Below are 19,315 nucleotides of genomic sequence, written 5' to 3'. Positions count from 1 at the left end.
ATTCCATTGGCGCTTTTTTCTTGATTTTTCGAGGTAAGTATCAATATAATTGCCTTGTTTTCGTGTGAAGCGTACAGCTTCGGCGAGTGATTCAAAGAAGGTTTGCAAAAGAGAGTTAAAGAGCTGGTAGAAATACTGGCTCTTTTTTTATGTGTCGCGTTTTAATCTATTGAAAAGGCGTTTTGAGTGTCCTATATTTACCTCACTCGCAAGAAAATGGACGTGGATACTCCAAAATATAGATGGCCAATTGATTGGTTATTGAATTACCTGTTATTGACAACTCCTCAAAATCAAAAGGCCACGGTAAAACGTGGCCTTTTTTTATGTAAAAAATGCCATTTTTAAAAAGTCTATTCGGAATTAAAAGGTCGTAAAAAGCCAACTAAAATACATGCTACCGAGAAAATGAATACGCATGTGATTCGCTGGTGGTTCCCCGAAGCGAATAGATTCAAACAGTACCTATCAAATGGGGTAAAAATCGGCACTGGCTGGCGGTTTAACACATCCCCAAGCCAATGCGACACACAACCGCATCCAAATCCACACAGAATCGCACCTAGAATCGTGCTGGTGGCTTTTAACGCCTCAATGAGTACGAATGTCTCCCCTATTGCCAAATGATAGCCATAAGCCGTTACAGCGAGCCATATCGAAAGGATGTGGGTGTAAGTTCGGTGCGGGATTCTGTCAAATTCAAGCCAGTCCGGTGCGCTCGAACCGCTTAAGCAACCAAGAAATGCCAGGATTGAATGTAGTGGTGTTGTGTCTGCCATTAAGGCGAGAGGAACGGGCGCAAAGCACAGTGCGCCCCAAGCGTGTCCTGTTCGGTTCATTCAGCTTCGCATCGAGCGCAATACGCATAGACGATAGCACTCATCGCTATGGTTCGATTGCGGTAGTTGGTGGCCAATTTCTCAAACGTCTTTGCAACTTCGGGGTCAATCCAAGGACTGATTTGGCGTGTCCCTACTAGGTCGCCCTCGATTATTTCGGGGTGCTTTTCTGGTAGTTGGTTTGGATCGGTGTTGTTGATGGCCAACTGATACAGCTCGGTCAGGGTAATCCCGTTCTGTTCGCATTGTTCGCATGCTTTTGTGTGAGCAAGGCGTGAAATTCGCACTTGAAGTAGCGCTAATCCCTTTTCCCGTTGGCGGGTTCTAAACATGGCTTGTCGTGCTTTGGTTTTGGCTTTGTGTCTGAATTTGATGCGCTCGGGTGCTTTCAAGGGGGTATTCCTTTCGTCACGTAGCGCGTTGTCTTGGGTATGGGGGAAAGGTGGCTAGTGAGATAACGCAGCCAATTACTATATCGTGCCGCAGAATCAATTGTACATGAGTAGCGTTACTCACTAGCAGGCCATGATTATATGCAGAAAATCGTTACTGTAAATACTATTTAATGTCGCGTTATAAATTTTTGCATTTAAAACCTTATTGACAATCAAATGATTGTTTTAAGTTGCCTCGTTCGTATTGTTGTTACCTGTTTAAACTATGTATTATTCCGAACGTAACAAAGTTTATGGGGTTTAACCGTGTCCGGCAAGATTGACTATCAGGCTCACCAACAGCAGTTTTGGGAGCAGTTAGAGAAGCAGCCGACTTTGACGCTGGCCGAGTATTGCGAAGCCAACGGATTGAAGTACGGCACCGCTAAGCGATATATAAAACGGCCAGCCAAAACGGGCGGCAAGTTCCAACCGTCCGTTATGCCAAAAATCAAAGCAAAAAAGACCAGTCAAGGCAATGACTGGCATTCCCTTTTGAAAGAATTTCTCGTGCGTGGCGCTCAAAACCCAACGCTCACGATGGCCGCTTTTGCGAAAGATAAAGGGGTGAACGGTGCGACATTGCGCCGCCAGTTTAATTCCATGCGATCGCTGCCCGAGTTTGATCGATTATTTGATCTTTACGATGAGCAATTAGCGAAATTTCAAGAAGCGAAAAACGACAAGAAGAAAAAAAGGGCTGATAAATCAAAGTCCAAAGAAGCGGGGGCAACTGCGCAAGCGCAAAGTGCGCAAGGCGATCGCGCGAAAACAGGGGGTATTGGATCACTGCGCAACCCGCGATCAGTTGAGGGACTTTCGCAGTATTCCAGTGCTCAAGTGGGTCGCCCTGTTGTGCATGGTGGTTATGCCCGTAGTGCGGGTATTACTGGCGAAATCATGGATATTCTCATGGATACCGATCCGCTTTCGGTTTGCAACGAACTGATTATTGCCCGTTCGCAGTATTACCGAATGAATGAGACGTTAGCTAAACGCCTTAAAGAGATCGATGAAATGGAAGAAAGCGGAGACATTCCGCTCGATGACGAAAACCAGCCAGTAGACATAAACGCCATGCGTGACCGTCTCATCTTTGGCTATGGCACCAGATTGCGTGAACTGGAATTGAGTATTTCCACGATGGCCAAACAAGAGGCCAAGCGCTACATCGATTTGCGTAAACAGGAATACGCTGAATTGATGATGCCACACTTACTGCCAGCGGAAGAAACCAGCCTAGTAATAGAAATGCTTTCTCTGCGCACTAAGAACAACTGGACAGCCTTAGAGACGTGTCAGCAAATCGAGAAGTTAGGCGCACGTCCACCAGCAACGCTATTGCATGAAGCTAAGGTAGAGCTAGCGAACCTAGAACCAGAAGTAGACGACACTGGTATCAGTGAGCAAGAGCTGGATGAGCTGTTTGATGACTACACGTTAGAGCAGATTGAGCAGCAAGATAACTGGCTACCTGCGCGCAAAGAAGAAGTAAACCGACGAATCAAAGAAGCCGAAGACCTAGAGAACGGCGTAGAACCTACCCTATCCCCATCCCAAATACAAAACGAAGCCGCTAAAGAGCAAGCCTATGATGACCTCGATAACGAGGGAGTGTCGGGGTTTGACGATGTAGACAGCTTCGAGGTACTTGGTGGCTAGACGAATAAAGAGCGTAACACAAGATCCCCGTTACCCTGCCCTAGTTAAGCGGTATCGCTATGACTGGAAACGCCTCGCTGTTGAGCTAGTCGGTAAGAAGCCGAGCTGGCAGCAGCGCAAAATCATTGATAGTGCTCAGCGTATTGGTGCGCGAACGACTGTCAGCTCTGGCCACGGTACAGGCAAGTCAGACATGACCAGTATCATGATCATTGCTTTCATGCTCTGCTTCCCCAATGCGCGTGTTGTGCTGGTGGCGAACAACGCGAGACAGGTACAAATCGGTGTATGGAAGTACCTAAAATCCAACTGGAACACGCTCTTACAAAAGCATGGTTGGTTACAGCAATACTTCACCATTACCGAGACAGCCTTTTTTGAAAACTCAGCAAAAGGTATCTGGCAAACCAGTGCTAAATCGTGCCGTATTGGTAACGAGGAAGCGCTAGCGGGTGAACACGCTAAACACTTGTTTGTTATTGTCGATGAGGCGTCAGGCGTCTCTGATAAGGCTTTTGGTGTGTTAGCGGGTGCATTGACCGAGAAAGATAACCGAATGCTGTTATTGAGCCAGCCAACGCGCCCTAGCGGCTATTTCTACGATACGCATCACCGATTAGCCGAGCCTAGTGGTCGATGGCGAGCCATCCGGCTTAACTCCGAGGAATCTCCGTTCGTAACCGTGGAATTTATCCTCGATAAGCGATTGGAGTATGGCGGTCGAGAGGCACCGGAATACCTGATTAAAGTACGTGGGGAGTTCCCAAGTTCCATTGCTGGCATGCTGCTTAGTCGGGATGCACTGGACAAAAGCGCAAGGCTCAACCTCGATATGCCCGATGGTTGGGGTTGGGCTGCGCTGGTGGACGTGGGTAATGGTCGTGACCGCTCGATACTCAATATCTGCAAGGTTTGGGGTCAACGCATGGAGCGCATCGTTAAGAGCGTGAAATTGCTTGAACAACCAAGCACGGTCGATCCGGTTCGGTTCGCTGACATTATCCATGCAGAGTGTAGTGAGGACTTGTACCCAAACATCACGATAGCAGTGGATAGTGACGGTGTAGGTTATGACACGGCGACTTGCTTAGAACGCTACGGACGGCGCGTACAGCGCATTCGTTGGGGTAAGAAGATGCACTCCACCAGCGATAAGCAGCGTTTCTTTAACCAGCGTGCGTATGCCAATGTTATGGCTCGGGATGCGATAAACCAAGGCCGCATGCAGATAGATAAGAACGTCAAGACGGCAGAACAAGGCAGTAAAATACCTTGTGCAATCAACGAGTCAGGCCAATGGGTAATGATGCCAAAACCGATGATGAAAGAGAAAATGAACATCCCATCACCTGACCGTTGGGATACATACTGCTTTTCTCAATTGGTAGATTATGTGCCGCACGAAATGGAAGTAACAGAGAGCATGCTAGAGTCTCGCAGTTCCGTAGAACAATGGGTACTGGAAGCGCTTGAATCGGACGATGCTTAATTCCGTTGGCGCCAACATATAAAAGTAATATGAAAAGGTGGCGATACCGTTAAATATCGCCACCAAATCACCAATCAAAGCGGAACAACAATAATTTAGCTTAAAACCTTAGTTCACTAATCCATCGAACTGCGAACGTGCTTTGCTTTCGTTCTTGCTTCTAAGCTCTTTTCTGGCTTCACGAATAGCGTCAACTTCGCTTTCTATATACATATTAGCGTTAGGGTACAGTACCGACTTAAAAGCATTCGCTTCATCGAATATCGAGCGTCCCTCAGTGGTATTGTTCGTGATTAGCACATCGTGATCTTTACAAGAGCGATGCCTAATTAGAACAAGGCCACCAGCGTTAACGTGAACCTTTTTAGCTACGCGAGAAATGCCACCATTGTTGCCATCATAGGTATGGATAATAGCGACAATATCATTGTGTTCTTGACCGCGCTTTCTAAACTCAACGTCTGCATTGTCTTTGAAGTATTTCAATTCATTCAATGCAGTGTTTTTATTGTTAGTGAGCTGTTCTTTCTCATCTTCTGGAAGATCGTAGGAGAGTTTACGGTCGAGGTCGCGTAGGTATGCTTCAAGTCTTTTGGCTAGACGTGCACCAGTGACTTTCTGGCTGCTAGCTGCTTTATTAATTGTGATGTTAACGCGACGGACGTTCTCAATTACGGTCGTCTCTTTAAATGAGTTAGATGAGCTGTTGAAGTATTGAGGTGCGCGCTCTAAAAGCTCTTTATTGGCTGATTTCGCGGCCTCAATATACTCAAGTAAACGAGTGGTAGGATTACCACGTTTTACTACAGCTACGATGCGATCATTGAATAGTCCACTATCTTCCTTGCCATCTATTTGTTCGGAAAAAGTCGCGCGGTGCTTCAAGGCACGTTTTAGGCGCGCATCTGCCGTTTGTTTATTTGCAAGTAATTGATTAAGTGTTTCTATATCAATAGCTTTTAAATCTTTAATTTCAGTATTTTTTTTATTAATCATGGTGAACGGTTGCTCCAAATTACATTGGAGGATAAAGGTTACACTCCATCCCTGAGCGTATGCGAGTAACGAAAAACCCTACCTTTATCCTTGATGTGTAGCATACCGTTTTTGTGTTCGGAATTAAATAAAAAACGAACAGAAGAACGTTATAAGTGTTGCTTTTTAAGCGGAGAAGTGATCTCGAACGAAGTTTAATACGTCATCACGATTAATAGATAAATTGCATAGTGCGTTCGGATGCGATTGGATAAGATGCATCATGCAAATGTCGGTCGCGTCATCGAGGAACGAGCTGCTAAATACATCTAGGGACAGGTCACATCTATCTAGTATTTCGAGTGGAATTAATTGATTCAACGTGCAGTGCATATCTATATCTCTTAAGCCAATTGACTGGATAGCCAATACGTATATAGCTCTGATTTGGAAAGAGTTTAGGGGATTCTCGCCAACCGAGCTGATGTTCGCGGAGTATTATGAGACTGTGATCTTTGATTGTCTAGATATGCAAAATAATGCAAACATATCGTTACTAGCAGCTAGGTTTTGAGAACGTGACCTATACCGCATAATAATTGAGGATATGCATGTTTGTTCGTGTCGCGTGACGCCGTAACACCGTCATTATATTGCCACAGACGGGTAATTGTCGTGGCGAGTTTCAAAAAAACCTCTTTTAGTTTCAGTTCTGTCTAGAACTGAAACTAACTTAACCAATGTTTTGTCGTTGGTTATCGACGCAAAAAGACATAAAACCCAATAAAAACAATAGCTTATCAAATATTTAAGATTGCTTTCTAATCCTGGCATTTTGTGTGAATGAACCTAAATATTCCACAGGAATATTGATAAAAAATGGCTTATTGCTGGTGGTGTTTTGAGCACTATTGCGTTATTTATCAAAAGTTGATTAATCGCCCGCTTTTGGAACTCTTTGTACTTTCAATAGAAGTATTCCGAACATGGTTGCAAAAGATATTCCTTTGGAATATATTGTGTTCCGAGCAAACACTGGCGTTTTGCCAAAAAAGGATCAGCAAAAATGTTTAAAAAAAATGAATTGGTGTCGCTTTCGGATGAATGGGCGAGCAAACGCAGTGCCATCCAAGAGCGTAATCATGACCTTATTCTTATCTCTCTGGATGAGCTAATTAATGAGTGTGGAGGCCAAGAGCAAGCCGCCGCTGTCATTCGCAACTTCTACGGCTTGCCTTGTGTGCAAGGCACGATCAGCAAGGCGCGAAAAGGTGCCAATGCCCTAAAGATTCGCTCTCAGCTTCGCTTTGCTATCAATACCATTAAAGAGCCTCAAAGTGTTCAAGCACAAACCAAGATGATTAACCACTTTGGCCGCCTACCTGTTCACCACGATTTTGTGTGTGTCGATGGGGAGCTCGGCTTGTTCTTGGGCTTTGGCTTGCTATCTCGAACCCTGCAAATTCAGGTGTTCGTTGGTGGTGAGTTTAAGACGGTTAATGCTAATGAAGTGGAGTTGATCTAATGGCTGCTTTCCCTGCGCGTGACTTAGACGAATTGGAAAAAATCATCCGTTTAATGGATGACATAAACCCGCTTATCTCGATGATGATTGAAATGGAGGTGCGTACAGGTTTACGTTATTGCGACATTTCGAAGCTAAAATTCAGCGATGTGATGATAAATAGCGTGATTAGGTCGTCATTTACCATTGTGCAGTCAAAAGGCTTTAAAGGTCGTATGACCCGAGGTAAGAGTGAAAAGGCCGCTAAAGAAGCCGCCCGAATCACCATCCACGTTAACGCCGAACTGGAAGAACTTATTAAGCGTATCTACCTACACAATGGCCATAATGAGTTGATGTTTCAATCCAATCACCACTTGGCCAAAAAGGGCAATGCGATCAGCATCCAGTACATCAACCGAGCGTATAAGCGCATAGCAATGGAGTTGAGGTTGCCATACCAGCTATCAACACACTCGATGCGAAAAATGTACGCCATGCTACTGCTTGAAAAGAAAGCCTCTTTGAAAGTGATTAAGGACGCGCTTGGTCATTCTAGTGTTGCCGTGACTGACCACTACTTAAGAACGTTCCACGATGAAGCGAAAGAGTACACAACAGGCATTTCATTAAAACCAAAGGCAGAATAAAGGGAGGGGAAATTATGTGTAAAGCTCTGATGAACGCGAACTTGCGAGTGAACGAATTTAAGCTTCGACAACAGGAACTTTCCCGAACCCCGATTCCGAATGAACTCAAGCCAAAGGTAAGAGAATTAATGAAGCAAGGATTCAGTAAAAAGGCAATCAAGCTAGTGCTTGGTTGCAGCTATGATGACCTAAAGACTATAAATCTGTCGCATTAATTAGGAATATAAAAAACATAGTTACGCTGTAACGTTGTTCATTTGGCCAAGAAAGGGCAGCAATGGCCAGTTAAATCCAACCGAAAGGAATCGCATGTTTTGTTTTTTTGAGGGTTATAGAGTGTCAGAGTGTCGTAACGCTTATGCTTATTTCGTATCTAACACAGGCTATCGATTTATCACCAAGAAAAAGACTTGCTACGCCGTTAGTGTACCTAAGCCGGAGGGTGGTTATATTCGTCGTTCTGTCGGGTTTGTTCGCATTGGTGAAAAGAAAGGACTACGCAAGGCAACCAAAATACGCAACCAAATCGGCAAGGAACTATGGGGGCGTTGTTGGGATCGCGTTCGCAAGCAATTCAACTTACTGGCGCGATTGCCGAAAAGTCTCGATCCACGGTTAACTACCATTGATGGTAAGCAATACTATGTGGCGCGGTACACCAAGTACGATGAGAACGACCAGAAGCGCGAGCATTTCATTAAGGTAAGTGTGAGCGCTCATGGGAAATTGGCGGCATGGACTCTTGCTAAGAGAAAGTTACTCAAAGCTCACAGTGATGTGATGGAAGTATTGTTACACATTGAAAAGGTCAGCAGCGTACGACTTAAATAGTTTTGCTATCGTCTATATATATTCCGAACACGCCTTGTAACTATAAAATCTATGGTTATAGTCTACTCATAATGTAAAATTTGACGTTTTAAACATACAAAAACGACGAGTTTGCATCATGGCACAGATTACACCGATTAAATTATGTGAGTTCAAACGGCTGGTGGAACATGGCCACCAGCTCAATATCGTTGCTCAACAGCAAGCGAGCGGCGGTTTTTTGGAGGGGGCGCCCGTTTCAGCGAAAAGCCCAACAACTAGATAGTGCTTTTGACTCAAGAAACTACCAATCCGCATCACTTAAAAGTTAATTCAAAAAGGGGAAGAGCTTTGCTTGTATTGACCATAATAGGGAAGAATTTTACTTTAGAGAGGGCGACTTGTTGAAAAGTAAGTAGTTGCTGAACATCAAAGAAGGAAAAGTCGTTCATTTTCAGGAAAAAGCTCTATTCTAATATGGTGCGTAGAGTTTATACGTTGAGGCTAATGCATGACCCACAATTAGAGCCATCCTACCGGCTTCGAAAGCCGCAATAAAAAGCCTCGCACTTGGCGAGGCAAGTTGTCTTTACAGAACACATACTCGACATCAACCGATGCAACTACTTAAGAGTAGCGCTATGTATATACCATTTTGCGTTATGAATAACGGCTTTCCCTGCAGTGGGAGTTTCGTTCTTATCGGTTCGTAACTAGCAATCAAAAATACCAAACTTGCACCAAGCAGTTGTGCGATAGTGATAATGTCGAAATTTGTTAGCGCTATTGCCATCACCAGTATGTAGGCATTCAAATAGAACCCATCAAGGTGCTTTTGCTTTCTTGTTAAGAAGAAGTTAACGAACAAAATGATAGTGATAAGAGTCGCACTCGTTAAGTTAAAATCTTCCACTACCTCCTCCTATACCGTGTTTGCTTTCTTCAGTATTGTCACAGTACGAAACGTGGCATGAAGCGCATATGCCTGTTAATGAGCGATTTACAGCCCATGTAGCCGCAGCTGCAACAATGAATCCCACGCCTCCTGGTAATGCTAAAGCCAAGCCAGCAGTTGCCGTTAATCCCCCAACAATGCCACCTCTTACAATGTCACCTCCACATGCTTTATCGCTATCCCATGCGTTGCCAGACCCTGTTGCTGCTCCAGTTCCTATGATTACCCCTGGTCCCACTGCCATTGGGGATGAGCTCGCTAACTGCAAACCTTTTTGTGAAAATTTCTCATTGAACGATCCAATAAAAATTGGAGCTTCGTAGCCGATGGTTTTTACTCGAAATGGCAGCACTGCCTCACCAGAGTCAAATGAAATGTTCTGCATCAAGGATTTATACCTTTCTTTTGCTGAGTTTGCAGAATTATCGTCAGAGATCACCAACTTTGTGAATATTCTATAGAACCGGACGTTCTCTTGTGAAAGGAAATGTACACGGCGAGAGAAGGCTAATTTAAATTTGCTTTCGCCCTGTACCTTTTTCACCTTCCCCTTTTGTGTGGAAACGTAAATAGGGGATTGAGTTAGGTTAATAACTTGGTCAAATACAGTCCCGGTTACACAATACTCATACCCAGCCGCACTCAAGTTCTTATCGTTCTTCCAGCCGGCATGAGATAAATTACAAAGCTCATTATTAAAAGCGTCTGCTCCGGCGTAACTGTTAAAGCTACACATTGATAAAACGAATAAAATTCCAACGTATTTTTTGTAAGACCCCACCCTAAAGCTCCATATGCTGACAAGATGTCAACATATAAAACCAATTACATAAACAATTCAATTTATATAAAATCAAACTAAAGTTTTAAAAATGAGTGATAATCATTTTCATTTAAATTATTGGCTTGAAGATAAAGAACGGTAATGGGAGCCGTCAAGAAAATAAGGGATTCTTGGGGCACTAACTATTTCAAAAATGGTTATGACACACTTATCTCAATGTTGCTTGCCCAGCCTTCGTGGCAGATATTAATGTAAATTAAAGTGTCATGAAGATGCTTTTTCCCGCACATCAATTTGTTCTAAGAGCATATCAAAATCTTCTCTGGTAACTATTTTCTCGCTGTTCTCATTCAACACGGTCACCATTTGACCGACGGGCGAATTTAATGCGTCTAGCTTTTCCGAACAAATGGACTAGGCGTGCATCGGTGGTAAAGTGACTTGCTTGTATGGCATCGTCACTCCTCCTTTTCTTTCTTAGCCCTCTGAAATACGAGCATACGACAAAATCGCTTGGTGTTCACAAGATTTCTGAACCATTTTTGAGAAGGTTTTGGACATAAACGTTTCAGTGGTTTTGCTAAATTAGTAAATTATGGATAACTAAAGGTATTGAAAGTTACTTAACTTGTTGCCTGGCAATGATGGCTCGAATCTGTATGATAAAATTGGTACTGATAGACGAACCAGACAAACAACTTTGCGATGGTGAGCACATAGCATAGTGGAAGTGATGAGCATACCAGACTAGCAATAATGCACTCTGTCGTTATAGGATAATCTTCTACACTATAGCTGTATCTGATGTTACTCTAACTCCACTATTTGTTTCCAAGAGAACTTAATCAATCATGGCTTATGGAAGTGATCCAGCGGGATACCACTATGCGTTTGATGGTATGTACTGCAACGTCGATGCTATTGTTTCTCAAGAGGAAGAGGATGCTCGGGAAGCTGCTTTACAGGAAGACCAACTCGAGAAGCATCGGTTAAGACTCAAGCTCACCAAGCACCTTTCGAGATTTGAGGATAATGAGAAAGTTCTGCTACAAGGACGCAAATTCCTTTTAAGGGAGCACAAACAAAAACTTATAAAAAGATATATAAGAATCGAAGCATTGCCAGCACCCTATGCTGATGTAGTAACACAAAAAGATGCTATACAACTTCTAGTCGGTGAGTATTTCCGAAATACTGTAGGCTTTCCGTTAGACTTTTTTGAACAAAGCACGATCGATAGTTTGGCAATAAAACTTTCAGAGAATCAAGCGAAAGATACAGCGTACTCTAGAGTAGCGGACTTGCGAAGATGCATTTTTGACATTATTGACAAAGAAGCAAATAACAAACAACTTAACTTACCAATTAATTCGGAAGATACTCGGCAACTACTATCTGCATGCCGCTTGTCTCTATTGATTAATGATTACATTAGTAAAAGCCCATCTTACCAGCTCGAAGTTCGCGAGAAGACCATGCAGGCATTTGCTTACGAAATGTCAATGCCTCTTGAGCACGCTACAATGCCTAATGGAAAAAAGTATATTCCTCGTTGGAAGGCGAGGCACTTACACACACTTGATTACTATGCATATGCTGAGGTTGGTAAAGGTTTGAAAAGACTAGAGTCGGTTGATAGAGGCAAAAATGTTATTGAATATATCATCGATATAGTTGAAGTTTGCTTGGGTTTTTAGTCACCATTTTATGTGTGATTAACACTCAAAAATTTGGACTTAAAGAGTAAATTGGGCTGGCACGCTAGCCCATTAGCATTTGTCTTTTGACAAAAATCGTTGGAGCGAAGCTCCCGCGCGAAGCACTACTCGGTAGCAAGCCCAATATTTAGGCTACGTGCCAGCTACTATCGTAGTGTATATGAAACCAAAGACGATTTAAAGTTTACTTTAAGCAGCCTGATATCCTACTCTACAACACCCCCATATAAGCTACTAATACGATTAAAAGTAACACTTTTTTTTTGTAGCGACCTCAAGACTTCTGTTTGCTCAGTATTCAACATTTTTTCTAGTGTTGAAATGTCTTCATAGCTAAATCTATTATAGTTTTGTGTTCCTATCACTTGCTCACCTAATAAGTGCTTTTTAAAAGAAAATGAGCTTTCTATGCTAGAATAATATGGCTTACAGAAATCAAAAATATGGCTCTTAAATCTGACCAACTTTTTATTTTTTCTTATAAACGGGTTAGAATTGCCTAGTGGATTAAATCCAGTATTGGCAAATTGCTTAACCGAACGGTTTTCTATCAACCAATACCGACCAATGTCCAACCAATAACCCTTATCTGCTATGGATTGTACTTTTAAGTCTCCCATTTTTTCAGATATCATATCCCCCATATACTCGAAAAAATCTCTTTGTCGATTTCGAGGTATTGATATATGCACAGAGTCAATATTTACATAACAAATCTCAAGCCCTTCAAATTTATTGAGCAACTCTATCGTCTGGGTCATTTTCAAACGAGCATTAGCCAAAATCCTCGCTGAAAGGCTAAAAAGGTTACTCGCATTTCTATAGTCACGATACGTGAGAACAATTTTTCCGCCCGAAGGTTTGATTGAAAAGTAGTTACTATCATTTAATATTTCCAAAAAATCTTTTTTTGAACAGTAACTTAGACTGGAAATAAAGAACTCTCTTTCTATGAAGCTTTTAAGTTCATCGTAATCTGAAAATATACGGCTCTTAGAGTTAGCTTTATTTGTAGAACCATGAAGCATAGCAAGCTTGAGTTTTAGTAGTGAGGCTAGTGTTTTGTTTTTATTTTTTAATGCCTTTAAACGCCTTGAGTATAGCTTTGATGCGTAATTGAAAAGTGGGTGTTTGATTATTTGCTTAGATACTATTCCGTCCAATACATGTACGTCTTTGAAATGACGCTTATAATAATCAATCTCTTCATCAAATAGAAAAACTTCAACTTTGTCTTGGTTTTTCAATTTGAATGAAAATGAGCGTTGAAAACAAGAATACTTAAAAGGGTGAAAGTTACTTATATACTCTGTTGTCGGCTTTGACAATACTACACGATAGAACCCTTTAGGAAGGGATAGTTTACTTAGATTTTGATTAAATCTTCTGTGCTCTAAATGCTCGGGATCTAAAAAATCTCCTTCCATGCAACTAGCATACATTGAGTTATAGTCTAGAGAAATCACCGTTCTGTCCTGGCGTTCCTCTCGAAGTTTGAATACTTCTTGATACCCACTTAAGTTGGCAAAGAAGAAATTGGAGTCGAGAGTATTTTTATGACGGACTTTCCTTTCAACTTTGTGCATTCCTTCGTTGACAGTTTGTTGGCCAACGGAATGACCACGAATGTTAAGCTGACGAACTTTTTTCAAACAACTTTCTAGTTTCTCTAAGCTTTGAGGCAGGTTCGGGCTGAACTTGATGTTGGAAAAAAATGGGAAATTTGATTCTAATACGTTTATATCAAAAGCATCAGTGAAACCTTGCTCCAATAGTAAAAGCTTTTCTTTATTTGTGAGAACCATTAACTCATTGATATTTATATCTCTGATAAAAATAGAGAATTCTTCTATTGAAAAGAACTTACCATCAAAGCAAACTCTTTCACCATCGGTAGAAATCGGCGTAAAAACTTTAAGGCTCAAAGCCTTCGGGGGCTGAGACCACAAGCGTATCTTGTGAGAGTTCTTCTCAAACTGAAAATTAGTGAGATTATCAAAGCGCCCTATAGATATATTTGCCACTGACTTAATGCTCTAGATCTAACATTGAATTATTGAACCTTTGAAATTTCATGCCTTCTCCTAGGATCTAAGTGTATTTTTAACCTGCCAACCAGCCAGATACAGGTTGACAACCTGACTCTATCAGCGACATATTGAATCATTAGTAAAATTTGGTCAAACATGGGGATGCGGGAAAGTTAGATTTCTTGTCCTAAATTAAAATGGGGCATAACAGAGTTAGAGCCTGGCTAGACCTTGAGTCGAACAGTAACAGATTGTCATCCAGATTAAACCAAACCTCTATTTCATGCGGTGACTTTGTTTTTGCTCGCTGATTTTGTCGGTAATCTTTAGCTTGAGTATCATACGTCTTAGGCACAGGTTGGACGCCTTACAATATGTATCCAAAAATACTAATCAAAGATTTCAGTAGAGCAATAGAGACTATCAAAACCAAGCATAATCGGAGCAATTTATACTGAGTATCTATTTCAATTAATGTCGTAATATGCATTGATAACCCATTATGCCAACAATATATAATTTCAATAGACCAACAAATTATCGCTAGATATAAGAAAATATCAGAAAATTCATTTCTAATGAGAAAAAGAATGAAAAATATAAATGTAAAAAAAAGTAGTATCTTTCGTACGTTCATATATGTTAGTTATAATTGCCTAACCTAGGCAGTCTAGTTTCTGACTTACAGCACTTGCAGAGTAATCATCAGCATGCTTACCTGCGAATGCTTTCAATATGTCAAGAGTATCTTGGCCAAAGGTTTTACCGAAGGCTCTCGCAAGTATTATATCAGACATTTTCCCACCAATGAGTGAAGCGGAATCATCTTGCCATACATCTCCATTTGCCATGTCTTTTGCTAGGTCAGCAACTGTCAAAGCATTTACTAATGGAGCGTAAGATACAGCTTCTGAAATCACTTCTACTCGCTCTTCAGCAATATCAACTTGAGTTTCGGCAATCTCTTCCATATTTTTTCCCATAACCATTGCCCAATTATTAAACCTAAGTCATTAACACTGGCTCGGGTAACGTATCCCAACGAATTTATGTGTAACTAAAAATAGTCGCCTTAGTGCGACTCTTTTGTTTTATGGCTTTGCTAGCTTTTCATTCGCACTGTCTGACGAGATTTAAGGTCAAGGAGCAAATCACTTCGTGAAGGTAGGCAAATAATTGTTTATCAAAAAAATCAAATAGAAGCCATTTAATACAGAAAACGAAACATCAAACCTTGCGCTTAACTTCCTCTTAAGCCAAGGCAGTTCAAACAAGGAAATTAAAGCGCAACATACCAAAGCTTGTAATGTTGTATCTAAGCGAGCTAATGAAAACATTATTAGGACTATCGCCAAATATAAGAACAACCACGCTCTTTTCTTAAAGTAGTCATTATGACGTAGGCAAATAAACTGTATTACTACAATCAAACAGGCAAGCAAGAATTGTACGTGCATTAGTGCCTACCACTGTCGGTTTCGCAGGTACTTTTGTGACACTGGGAGCAAGCTGCTGTCAGCGATTTGTTGACGGCCGCCATTGCAATTGGCGTTACAATGGCTCCCGCGCCAGTTGCGAATATAGTTGCGCCTAATCCAGCGGTCACACCACCAATAAACATCCCTCTCACGATGTCACCACCACATGCTTTGTCTGCATCCCACGCGCCTAATCCACCAGCTCCAGCACCACCTATAATTGCTGGCAAAACGGTTCCCCAAGCTCTTTGATTGTATTTAGAGCCAAAGTCATCAAGAATCCCTCCCATATAAATAGAAGACTCAAATGTTATTTCTTTAACCCTAAATGGCGGCACTTCCTTCCCCTTTACTTGAGGCAAGTTTGAGAGGTTAGTTTGATAATTACGTTTGGTTTCTTTCCCATTCCTCTCGCTACCCACTACCAATGCATTGCTCGTGCGATAGAACGCTCCATCAGTCTCAGTTAACAGAAATACCGTCGATGAAATTCCAAATGATTCAAAGATACTCTGCCCTTCTATCTTAAAGACCTTTCCTTTATTTGGGCCTAAAACAGATACGTAAATTGGCGTTTGCATAAGGTTTACCACTTTCTGATACGCGGTTCCTACAACACAATATTCATAACCTCTTGCGACATGGTTTTTACGATCTTTCCAGCCTAATGGAGCTACATTACATAATGGCCCATTAGGTTCAAAAAACTGTTTTCCTGCTTGGGTAGTACCTGCGAACAATATTAAAAACAAAACAACACAAATTTGCTTTAACACTTACTTTTCCTTCTATAGATATATATTAAATCACTGATTACAATTGCAAATGAGTATTGTTATCAGTTGATGATGAATATGCAACAGCACGAACTTAATTAATTGAAATTCATGTTAATGGTCACACAATAATTCACTTGACAGATATGTCGCGGGAAATCAGTGTTTAACCAATTGATGCACCAGTTAAACCGCAAGATAATTGGCGCACCTTTGACGAATGGAGGCGAGTTTAAGTGACGACGACTGTAAATCTAGATAGCCAATTGGTCGCTTCGGCTCAGGCTAATGCAGCTAACCGCAGTGTGGCAGAACAAATCGAGCATTGGGCGAATATAGGGAAGATGATGGAAGAAAACCAAGATTTGCCTTATGAGTTTGTACGCGAGTCGCTGGTGGCGCGAGACGAAGTGAAGAACGGTGATGTGACCGTCTATCACCGTAAAACCAACAAGCCATATAAATACTAAAAAGAGTCGCACCAAGACGACTCTTTTGTAATAATTGGCTTGCTAACGCAACTGGAACTCTTTGAGAGGGCGTTAGTGTCGGAGGTGACTCCCCTAGTCAGTGAACAGGATAATCTCACATAAAGACCAAACCAGATTTGTTTTTCCGTTTGAAAGAGCGCCTTTTTAGGCGCTTTTTTCATTTCTACTGCGCGCTGTCAGACGCGATTTAAGCGTTTTTGAGGTCATGGTGCGCCCATTGCTCACGTCACTGTGAGAAATCGCCACCAGCGCAAGCAGAGCGGTATTTTCTTGTCGTTTTGGGTCTATTTTAATCTTAACTATTGTACTTGTAGCGGTACGTTAAGGAACGCGGCCAATTCTTGCGCCATTTGCTCATCAACAAGGTCGTGCCAATAGGTAAATCCATTGAACGTCATCGAGAAACGAAACAGCTCAGTAAAGTGGTCTGTTACCTCAAATTCTACGTTCACATCCTGCGGCGCGGTAACTGTGCCAGCTCCGTATAGATTCAGCAGCCATGTTCCTGTTAATGGGTTAGGCTTCACCAGTAGTGCCTTATGGCCACCAGCAAAGAACAGAGTAATGCGCTCGATGCCTGATTCCTTGGCCTCTCTATCTTCTTGGGCTGCCCGTTGTCTTTCTTGGGCTAGGTTGAACTTGTCCATGACTTTTTCTAGGCGGTCAGGTGTCATGCTGGTTAGCTTGTCGAGCACCTTGTCCAAATCAATCTTGTCGTTCACGTTGTTTTCCTTGCTGGTGGCGTTGTTTGAGCTACACATTAACAGCAATTGGCGGGTAAAAGTAGTTGTTGAATCAGGGTTATAGGTGTAATAATTGCAAATATCGGAGAGTCACTACCGTTAAGTGTGAAGTTAAAAAAATAACACCGCCTCGATGGGCGGTGTTTTGCTATTTGGCTTATAGTGCGTTTGAGGTCATTTCTAATAACTCTTTATACCTCTTATTGAATTTGGTGGCCGTAAATTGACTACCTAGAATCTCAAATGGTTTTTCTGATTTAAATATGTTTAGTAGGTATTCTTTGCCCGCTTTTGTTTTGGGTGCGTAAACCGCTACCCGCGCACTAGGGCATGACTTAATCATGTTTACCAGTCTGCCGTTAATCTCCAATTTCATGTCCACATCGTCGAAATCAAAACAATCCTCGGCGCGACCAAAAGCCAAGTCATGCTCGCCTACATTAGCTGTTATGTTTAAGTCTGCCGATGCAGCTATGATCATTGCATTCTTGCGCTCCCAAGTAAGTGGGTTTATATCTGCTGCATTGCCTAACGTAGGAAATAACATAGCCAACGATAAGAGTAATTTGGTTTTCTTCATTGTTTACCTTGTCACTGATTAGTTATTGATATGACCACCAGCATAGTGCCACTGGTGGCGCTTGGATTTTAAAGTAGAGCGACCGACACTTCGCCATTTCTTGCTATTTTGGCCGCCTTGGCCATTTCTTCCTTAGTTGTCGCGTAGCTGTCATAGAACTGGTCAAATTCCACGGTGTTAGGGTCGAAAGTGTTTTCCATACCGCAGCCAGATTTAGCTACCATTCGTCCTAGTTCCTCGGCTGTGTCGTACTCAAACACATAGCCTTTGCACTCGATCGTGTATTTGCATTTCTTCCACCAGCGAGCCATTTGATTACTCCTAGATATTTACCCAAATTACAGCGCTTACCTTGTGCTCATAAGGGATTGGTTCAATGCGCTGTACGTCCTCCAAAATCCAAGGGTAACGCCATTTAGCCAGCTCAGGCATAGCGTCATAGTCCACCTTGTGTTTATCAAAGTTGGCTATCAATTTTGCATGCGATAGAGGCTCTAAAGAGTCGGTTAAGTTCGCTAGGCCAACGATTAAACCAGTGCCCTGTTCAATTAGGGCAATGGTGCCTCGGATTTTGGTTTTGGTAGAGCGCATTTCCCAAACCTTTAAGCCAGCGAGGATAAGGTGAATCCGCGGCTTTCGGATGATCAATGCGCGTGTAACTTCAATGCCATTGATTAACATAATTGGTCTTTGAAGCTTTCCGTTAGTATTGGTACTTGATTTTGTTGATTGCTCTGAATATCAGATTAAGCGGATTAAAAGACGCTTTGCCTCGCCTCACGTTCGCTATGCTAGTTGCGTTGCTGCGTCTTATGGCTACGCCAATATTGCTGACAAACCCAAACAGGCCGGATAGCTTAGGCGTACCCATCCAGCGGTCTACAGGTAAAACCATGCCCGTTTTGTTGAGCATCGATAGTAATGCGTTGGCTCGACGCGGAGTTATGCCATAGCAGCGAATTGGAAACGCCTTTCGCAATGGAATATCGCTAAACAGCGTTGGTCTATCTGGATGCAGCTTGAACTCGTAGTCGGTAAAGGAAACGAGGCCGCAATTGTTGATTTGGTTGCGTACTTCGTCGCTTAGCAATATCGATGCGTCACGAACGAAATCAGCGCTATCCTCGATGATGATCCCCGCCTCACCAGATTTGGCAATGCGTTCCCAAGCCATAGCGTGTGTTTTGAATGCGCCGAACTCGCCAAGCATTAACGCTTTCTTTCTATAGCGCAGCGATTTACGGGCGTATTTCGCTTCTAGTTCCTTTAAGGCTTCCGTGCCTAGTGATTCCACAAATTCAAAGTTAACGTCCTTAAGTAACTGTTTCATGAACTCAACTCTTTCCTTGTTCATGGTCGTCAGTACGTAAATTTTTATTTGCTTATTCACGGTGATG

General features: G+C 42.3%; 19 protein-coding genes. 7 read left to right on the top strand and 12 right to left on the bottom strand.

The window, feature by feature from the left end:
• Positions 1 to 353 precede the first annotated feature (353 nt).
• Positions 354 to 839: a metal-dependent hydrolase gene (locus R7F64_RS19095; RefSeq protein WP_318071997.1), complete on the bottom strand. Its 486-nt coding sequence runs from the start codon at positions 837 to 839 to the stop codon at positions 354 to 356.
• Entirely contained in the window at positions 836 to 1,231 is a 396-nt protein-coding gene (locus R7F64_RS19090; RefSeq protein ID WP_318071996.1) for a hypothetical protein, read from the bottom strand. The genes R7F64_RS19095 and R7F64_RS19090 overlap by 4 nt, the downstream gene beginning before the upstream one ends.
• Positions 1,232 to 1,540: 309 nt before the next feature.
• Here R7F64_RS19090 and R7F64_RS19085 point away from each other — a divergent pair, with 309 nt between their 5' ends.
• Positions 1,541 to 2,935, top strand: coding sequence for a hypothetical protein (locus R7F64_RS19085; protein WP_169628916.1), 1,395 nt, complete (start codon positions 1,541 to 1,543; stop codon positions 2,933 to 2,935).
• Positions 2,928 to 4,424, top strand: a complete 1,497-nt coding sequence (locus R7F64_RS19080) for a hypothetical protein (protein ID WP_017634087.1) — start codon at positions 2,928 to 2,930, stop codon at positions 4,422 to 4,424. Before R7F64_RS19085 ends, R7F64_RS19080 begins: the two co-directional genes overlap by 8 nt.
• 108 nt (positions 4,425 to 4,532) lie before the next feature.
• Here R7F64_RS19080 and R7F64_RS19075 read toward each other — a convergent pair whose 3' ends face one another.
• Positions 4,533 to 5,420 (bottom strand): hypothetical protein, encoded by an 888-nt coding sequence (locus R7F64_RS19075; protein WP_017634088.1) that lies wholly within the window; start codon positions 5,418 to 5,420, stop codon positions 4,533 to 4,535.
• A gap of 1,045 nt (positions 5,421 to 6,465) precedes the next feature.
• Between R7F64_RS19075 and R7F64_RS19070 the strand changes: the two genes are divergently transcribed.
• The 3 genes from R7F64_RS19070 to R7F64_RS19060 all read left to right on the top strand — a co-directional run bounded on the left by R7F64_RS19070 (position 6,466) and on the right by R7F64_RS19060 (position 8,384).
• Positions 6,466 to 6,924 carry a hypothetical protein gene (locus R7F64_RS19070; protein WP_213986484.1) on the top strand — a complete coding sequence of 153 codons (459 nt, stop codon included), beginning with the start codon at positions 6,466 to 6,468 and terminating at the stop codon, positions 6,922 to 6,924.
• A complete protein-coding gene (locus tag R7F64_RS19065) occupies positions 6,924 to 7,553 on the top strand; it encodes a tyrosine-type recombinase/integrase (protein ID WP_318071995.1) in 630 nt (209 codons plus the stop codon). Before R7F64_RS19070 ends, R7F64_RS19065 begins: the two co-directional genes overlap by 1 nt.
• Before the next feature lie 309 nt (positions 7,554 to 7,862).
• Positions 7,863 to 8,384 (top strand): Fe3+-citrate ABC transporter substrate-binding protein, encoded by a 522-nt coding sequence (locus R7F64_RS19060; RefSeq protein ID WP_318071994.1) that lies wholly within the window; start codon positions 7,863 to 7,865, stop codon positions 8,382 to 8,384.
• Between the two features lie 878 nt (positions 8,385 to 9,262).
• On the opposite strand, the gene R7F64_RS19055 is transcribed toward R7F64_RS19060, so the two are convergent.
• Entirely contained in the window at positions 9,263 to 10,099 is an 837-nt protein-coding gene (locus R7F64_RS19055; protein ID WP_318071993.1) for a hypothetical protein, read from the bottom strand.
• A gap of 854 nt (positions 10,100 to 10,953) precedes the next feature.
• On the opposite strand from R7F64_RS19055, the gene R7F64_RS19050 reads away from it, so the two are divergent.
• Entirely contained in the window at positions 10,954 to 11,799 is an 846-nt protein-coding gene (locus R7F64_RS19050; protein WP_069536067.1) for a hypothetical protein, read from the top strand.
• A 227-nt stretch (positions 11,800 to 12,026) separates the two neighbouring features.
• On the opposite strand, the gene R7F64_RS19045 is transcribed toward R7F64_RS19050, so the two are convergent.
• The 3 genes from R7F64_RS19045 to R7F64_RS19035 all read right to left on the bottom strand — a co-directional run bounded on the left by R7F64_RS19045 (position 12,027) and on the right by R7F64_RS19035 (position 16,104).
• On the bottom strand, positions 12,027 to 13,844 hold the full coding sequence (locus R7F64_RS19045) for a hypothetical protein (RefSeq protein WP_069536066.1): 1,818 nt from the start codon (positions 13,842 to 13,844) through the stop codon (positions 12,027 to 12,029).
• A 662-nt stretch (positions 13,845 to 14,506) separates the two neighbouring features.
• Positions 14,507 to 14,821, bottom strand: coding sequence for a hypothetical protein (locus R7F64_RS19040; protein WP_318071992.1), 315 nt, complete (start codon positions 14,819 to 14,821; stop codon positions 14,507 to 14,509).
• Between the two features lie 485 nt (positions 14,822 to 15,306).
• Positions 15,307 to 16,104: a hypothetical protein gene (locus R7F64_RS19035; protein ID WP_318071991.1), complete on the bottom strand. Its 798-nt coding sequence runs from the start codon at positions 16,102 to 16,104 to the stop codon at positions 15,307 to 15,309.
• A gap of 236 nt (positions 16,105 to 16,340) precedes the next feature.
• Here R7F64_RS19035 and R7F64_RS19030 point away from each other — a divergent pair, with 236 nt between their 5' ends.
• Positions 16,341 to 16,574, top strand: a complete 234-nt coding sequence (locus R7F64_RS19030) for a TA system antitoxin ParD family protein (RefSeq protein WP_158174322.1) — start codon at positions 16,341 to 16,343, stop codon at positions 16,572 to 16,574.
• Between the two features lie 320 nt (positions 16,575 to 16,894).
• On the opposite strand, the gene R7F64_RS19025 is transcribed toward R7F64_RS19030, so the two are convergent.
• The 5 genes from R7F64_RS19025 to R7F64_RS19005 all read right to left on the bottom strand — a co-directional run bounded on the left by R7F64_RS19025 (position 16,895) and on the right by R7F64_RS19005 (position 19,308).
• Positions 16,895 to 17,317 carry a hypothetical protein gene (locus R7F64_RS19025; protein ID WP_318071990.1) on the bottom strand — a complete coding sequence of 141 codons (423 nt, stop codon included), beginning with the start codon at positions 17,315 to 17,317 and terminating at the stop codon, positions 16,895 to 16,897.
• A gap of 178 nt (positions 17,318 to 17,495) precedes the next feature.
• Positions 17,496 to 17,918, bottom strand: a complete 423-nt coding sequence (locus tag R7F64_RS19020) for a hypothetical protein (RefSeq protein ID WP_318071989.1) — start codon at positions 17,916 to 17,918, stop codon at positions 17,496 to 17,498.
• A gap of 68 nt (positions 17,919 to 17,986) precedes the next feature.
• Positions 17,987 to 18,229: a hypothetical protein gene (locus R7F64_RS19015; protein ID WP_318071988.1), complete on the bottom strand. Its 243-nt coding sequence runs from the start codon at positions 18,227 to 18,229 to the stop codon at positions 17,987 to 17,989.
• A 10-nt stretch (positions 18,230 to 18,239) separates the two neighbouring features.
• Complete coding sequence (locus R7F64_RS19010) at positions 18,240 to 18,599, bottom strand: hypothetical protein (protein WP_318071987.1); 360 nt, start codon at positions 18,597 to 18,599, stop codon at positions 18,240 to 18,242.
• Between the two features lie 22 nt (positions 18,600 to 18,621).
• On the bottom strand, positions 18,622 to 19,308 hold the full coding sequence (locus tag R7F64_RS19005; RefSeq protein WP_318071986.1) for a glycosyltransferase family 25 protein: 687 nt from the start codon (positions 19,306 to 19,308) through the stop codon (positions 18,622 to 18,624).
• Between the last annotated feature and the right edge of the window lie 7 nt (positions 19,309 to 19,315).

The sequence above is a fragment of the Vibrio sp. Vb1980 genome (genome assembly GCF_033338615.1).
GTDB classification, from domain to species: domain Bacteria; phylum Pseudomonadota; class Gammaproteobacteria; order Enterobacterales; family Vibrionaceae; genus Vibrio; species Vibrio alginolyticus.
Note: the sequence above shows the minus strand (reverse complement) of the source record. Positions and strands in the feature narration are given on the sequence as shown.

Coding starts and splice junctions, on each gene's coding strand:
- R7F64_RS19095 (WP_318071997.1), bottom strand. CDS start 839: ATGAACCGAACAGGACACGCTTGGGGCGCACTGTGCTTTGCGCCCGTT.
- R7F64_RS19075 (WP_017634088.1), bottom strand. CDS start 5,420: ATGATTAATAAAAAAAATACTGAAATTAAAGATTTAAAAGCTATTGAT.
- R7F64_RS19070 (WP_213986484.1), top strand. CDS start 6,466: ATGTTTAAAAAAAATGAATTGGTGTCGCTTTCGGATGAATGGGCGAGC.
- R7F64_RS19065 (WP_318071995.1), top strand. CDS start 6,924: ATGGCTGCTTTCCCTGCGCGTGACTTAGACGAATTGGAAAAAATCATC.
- R7F64_RS19060 (WP_318071994.1), top strand. CDS start 7,863: ATGTTTTGTTTTTTTGAGGGTTATAGAGTGTCAGAGTGTCGTAACGCT.
- R7F64_RS19050 (WP_069536067.1), top strand. CDS start 10,954: ATGGCTTATGGAAGTGATCCAGCGGGATACCACTATGCGTTTGATGGT.
- R7F64_RS19040 (WP_318071992.1), bottom strand. CDS start 14,821: ATGGAAGAGATTGCCGAAACTCAAGTTGATATTGCTGAAGAGCGAGTA.
- R7F64_RS19020 (WP_318071989.1), bottom strand. CDS start 17,918: ATGAAGAAAACCAAATTACTCTTATCGTTGGCTATGTTATTTCCTACG.
- R7F64_RS19015 (WP_318071988.1), bottom strand. CDS start 18,229: ATGGCTCGCTGGTGGAAGAAATGCAAATACACGATCGAGTGCAAAGGC.
- R7F64_RS19010 (WP_318071987.1), bottom strand. CDS start 18,599: ATGTTAATCAATGGCATTGAAGTTACACGCGCATTGATCATCCGAAAG.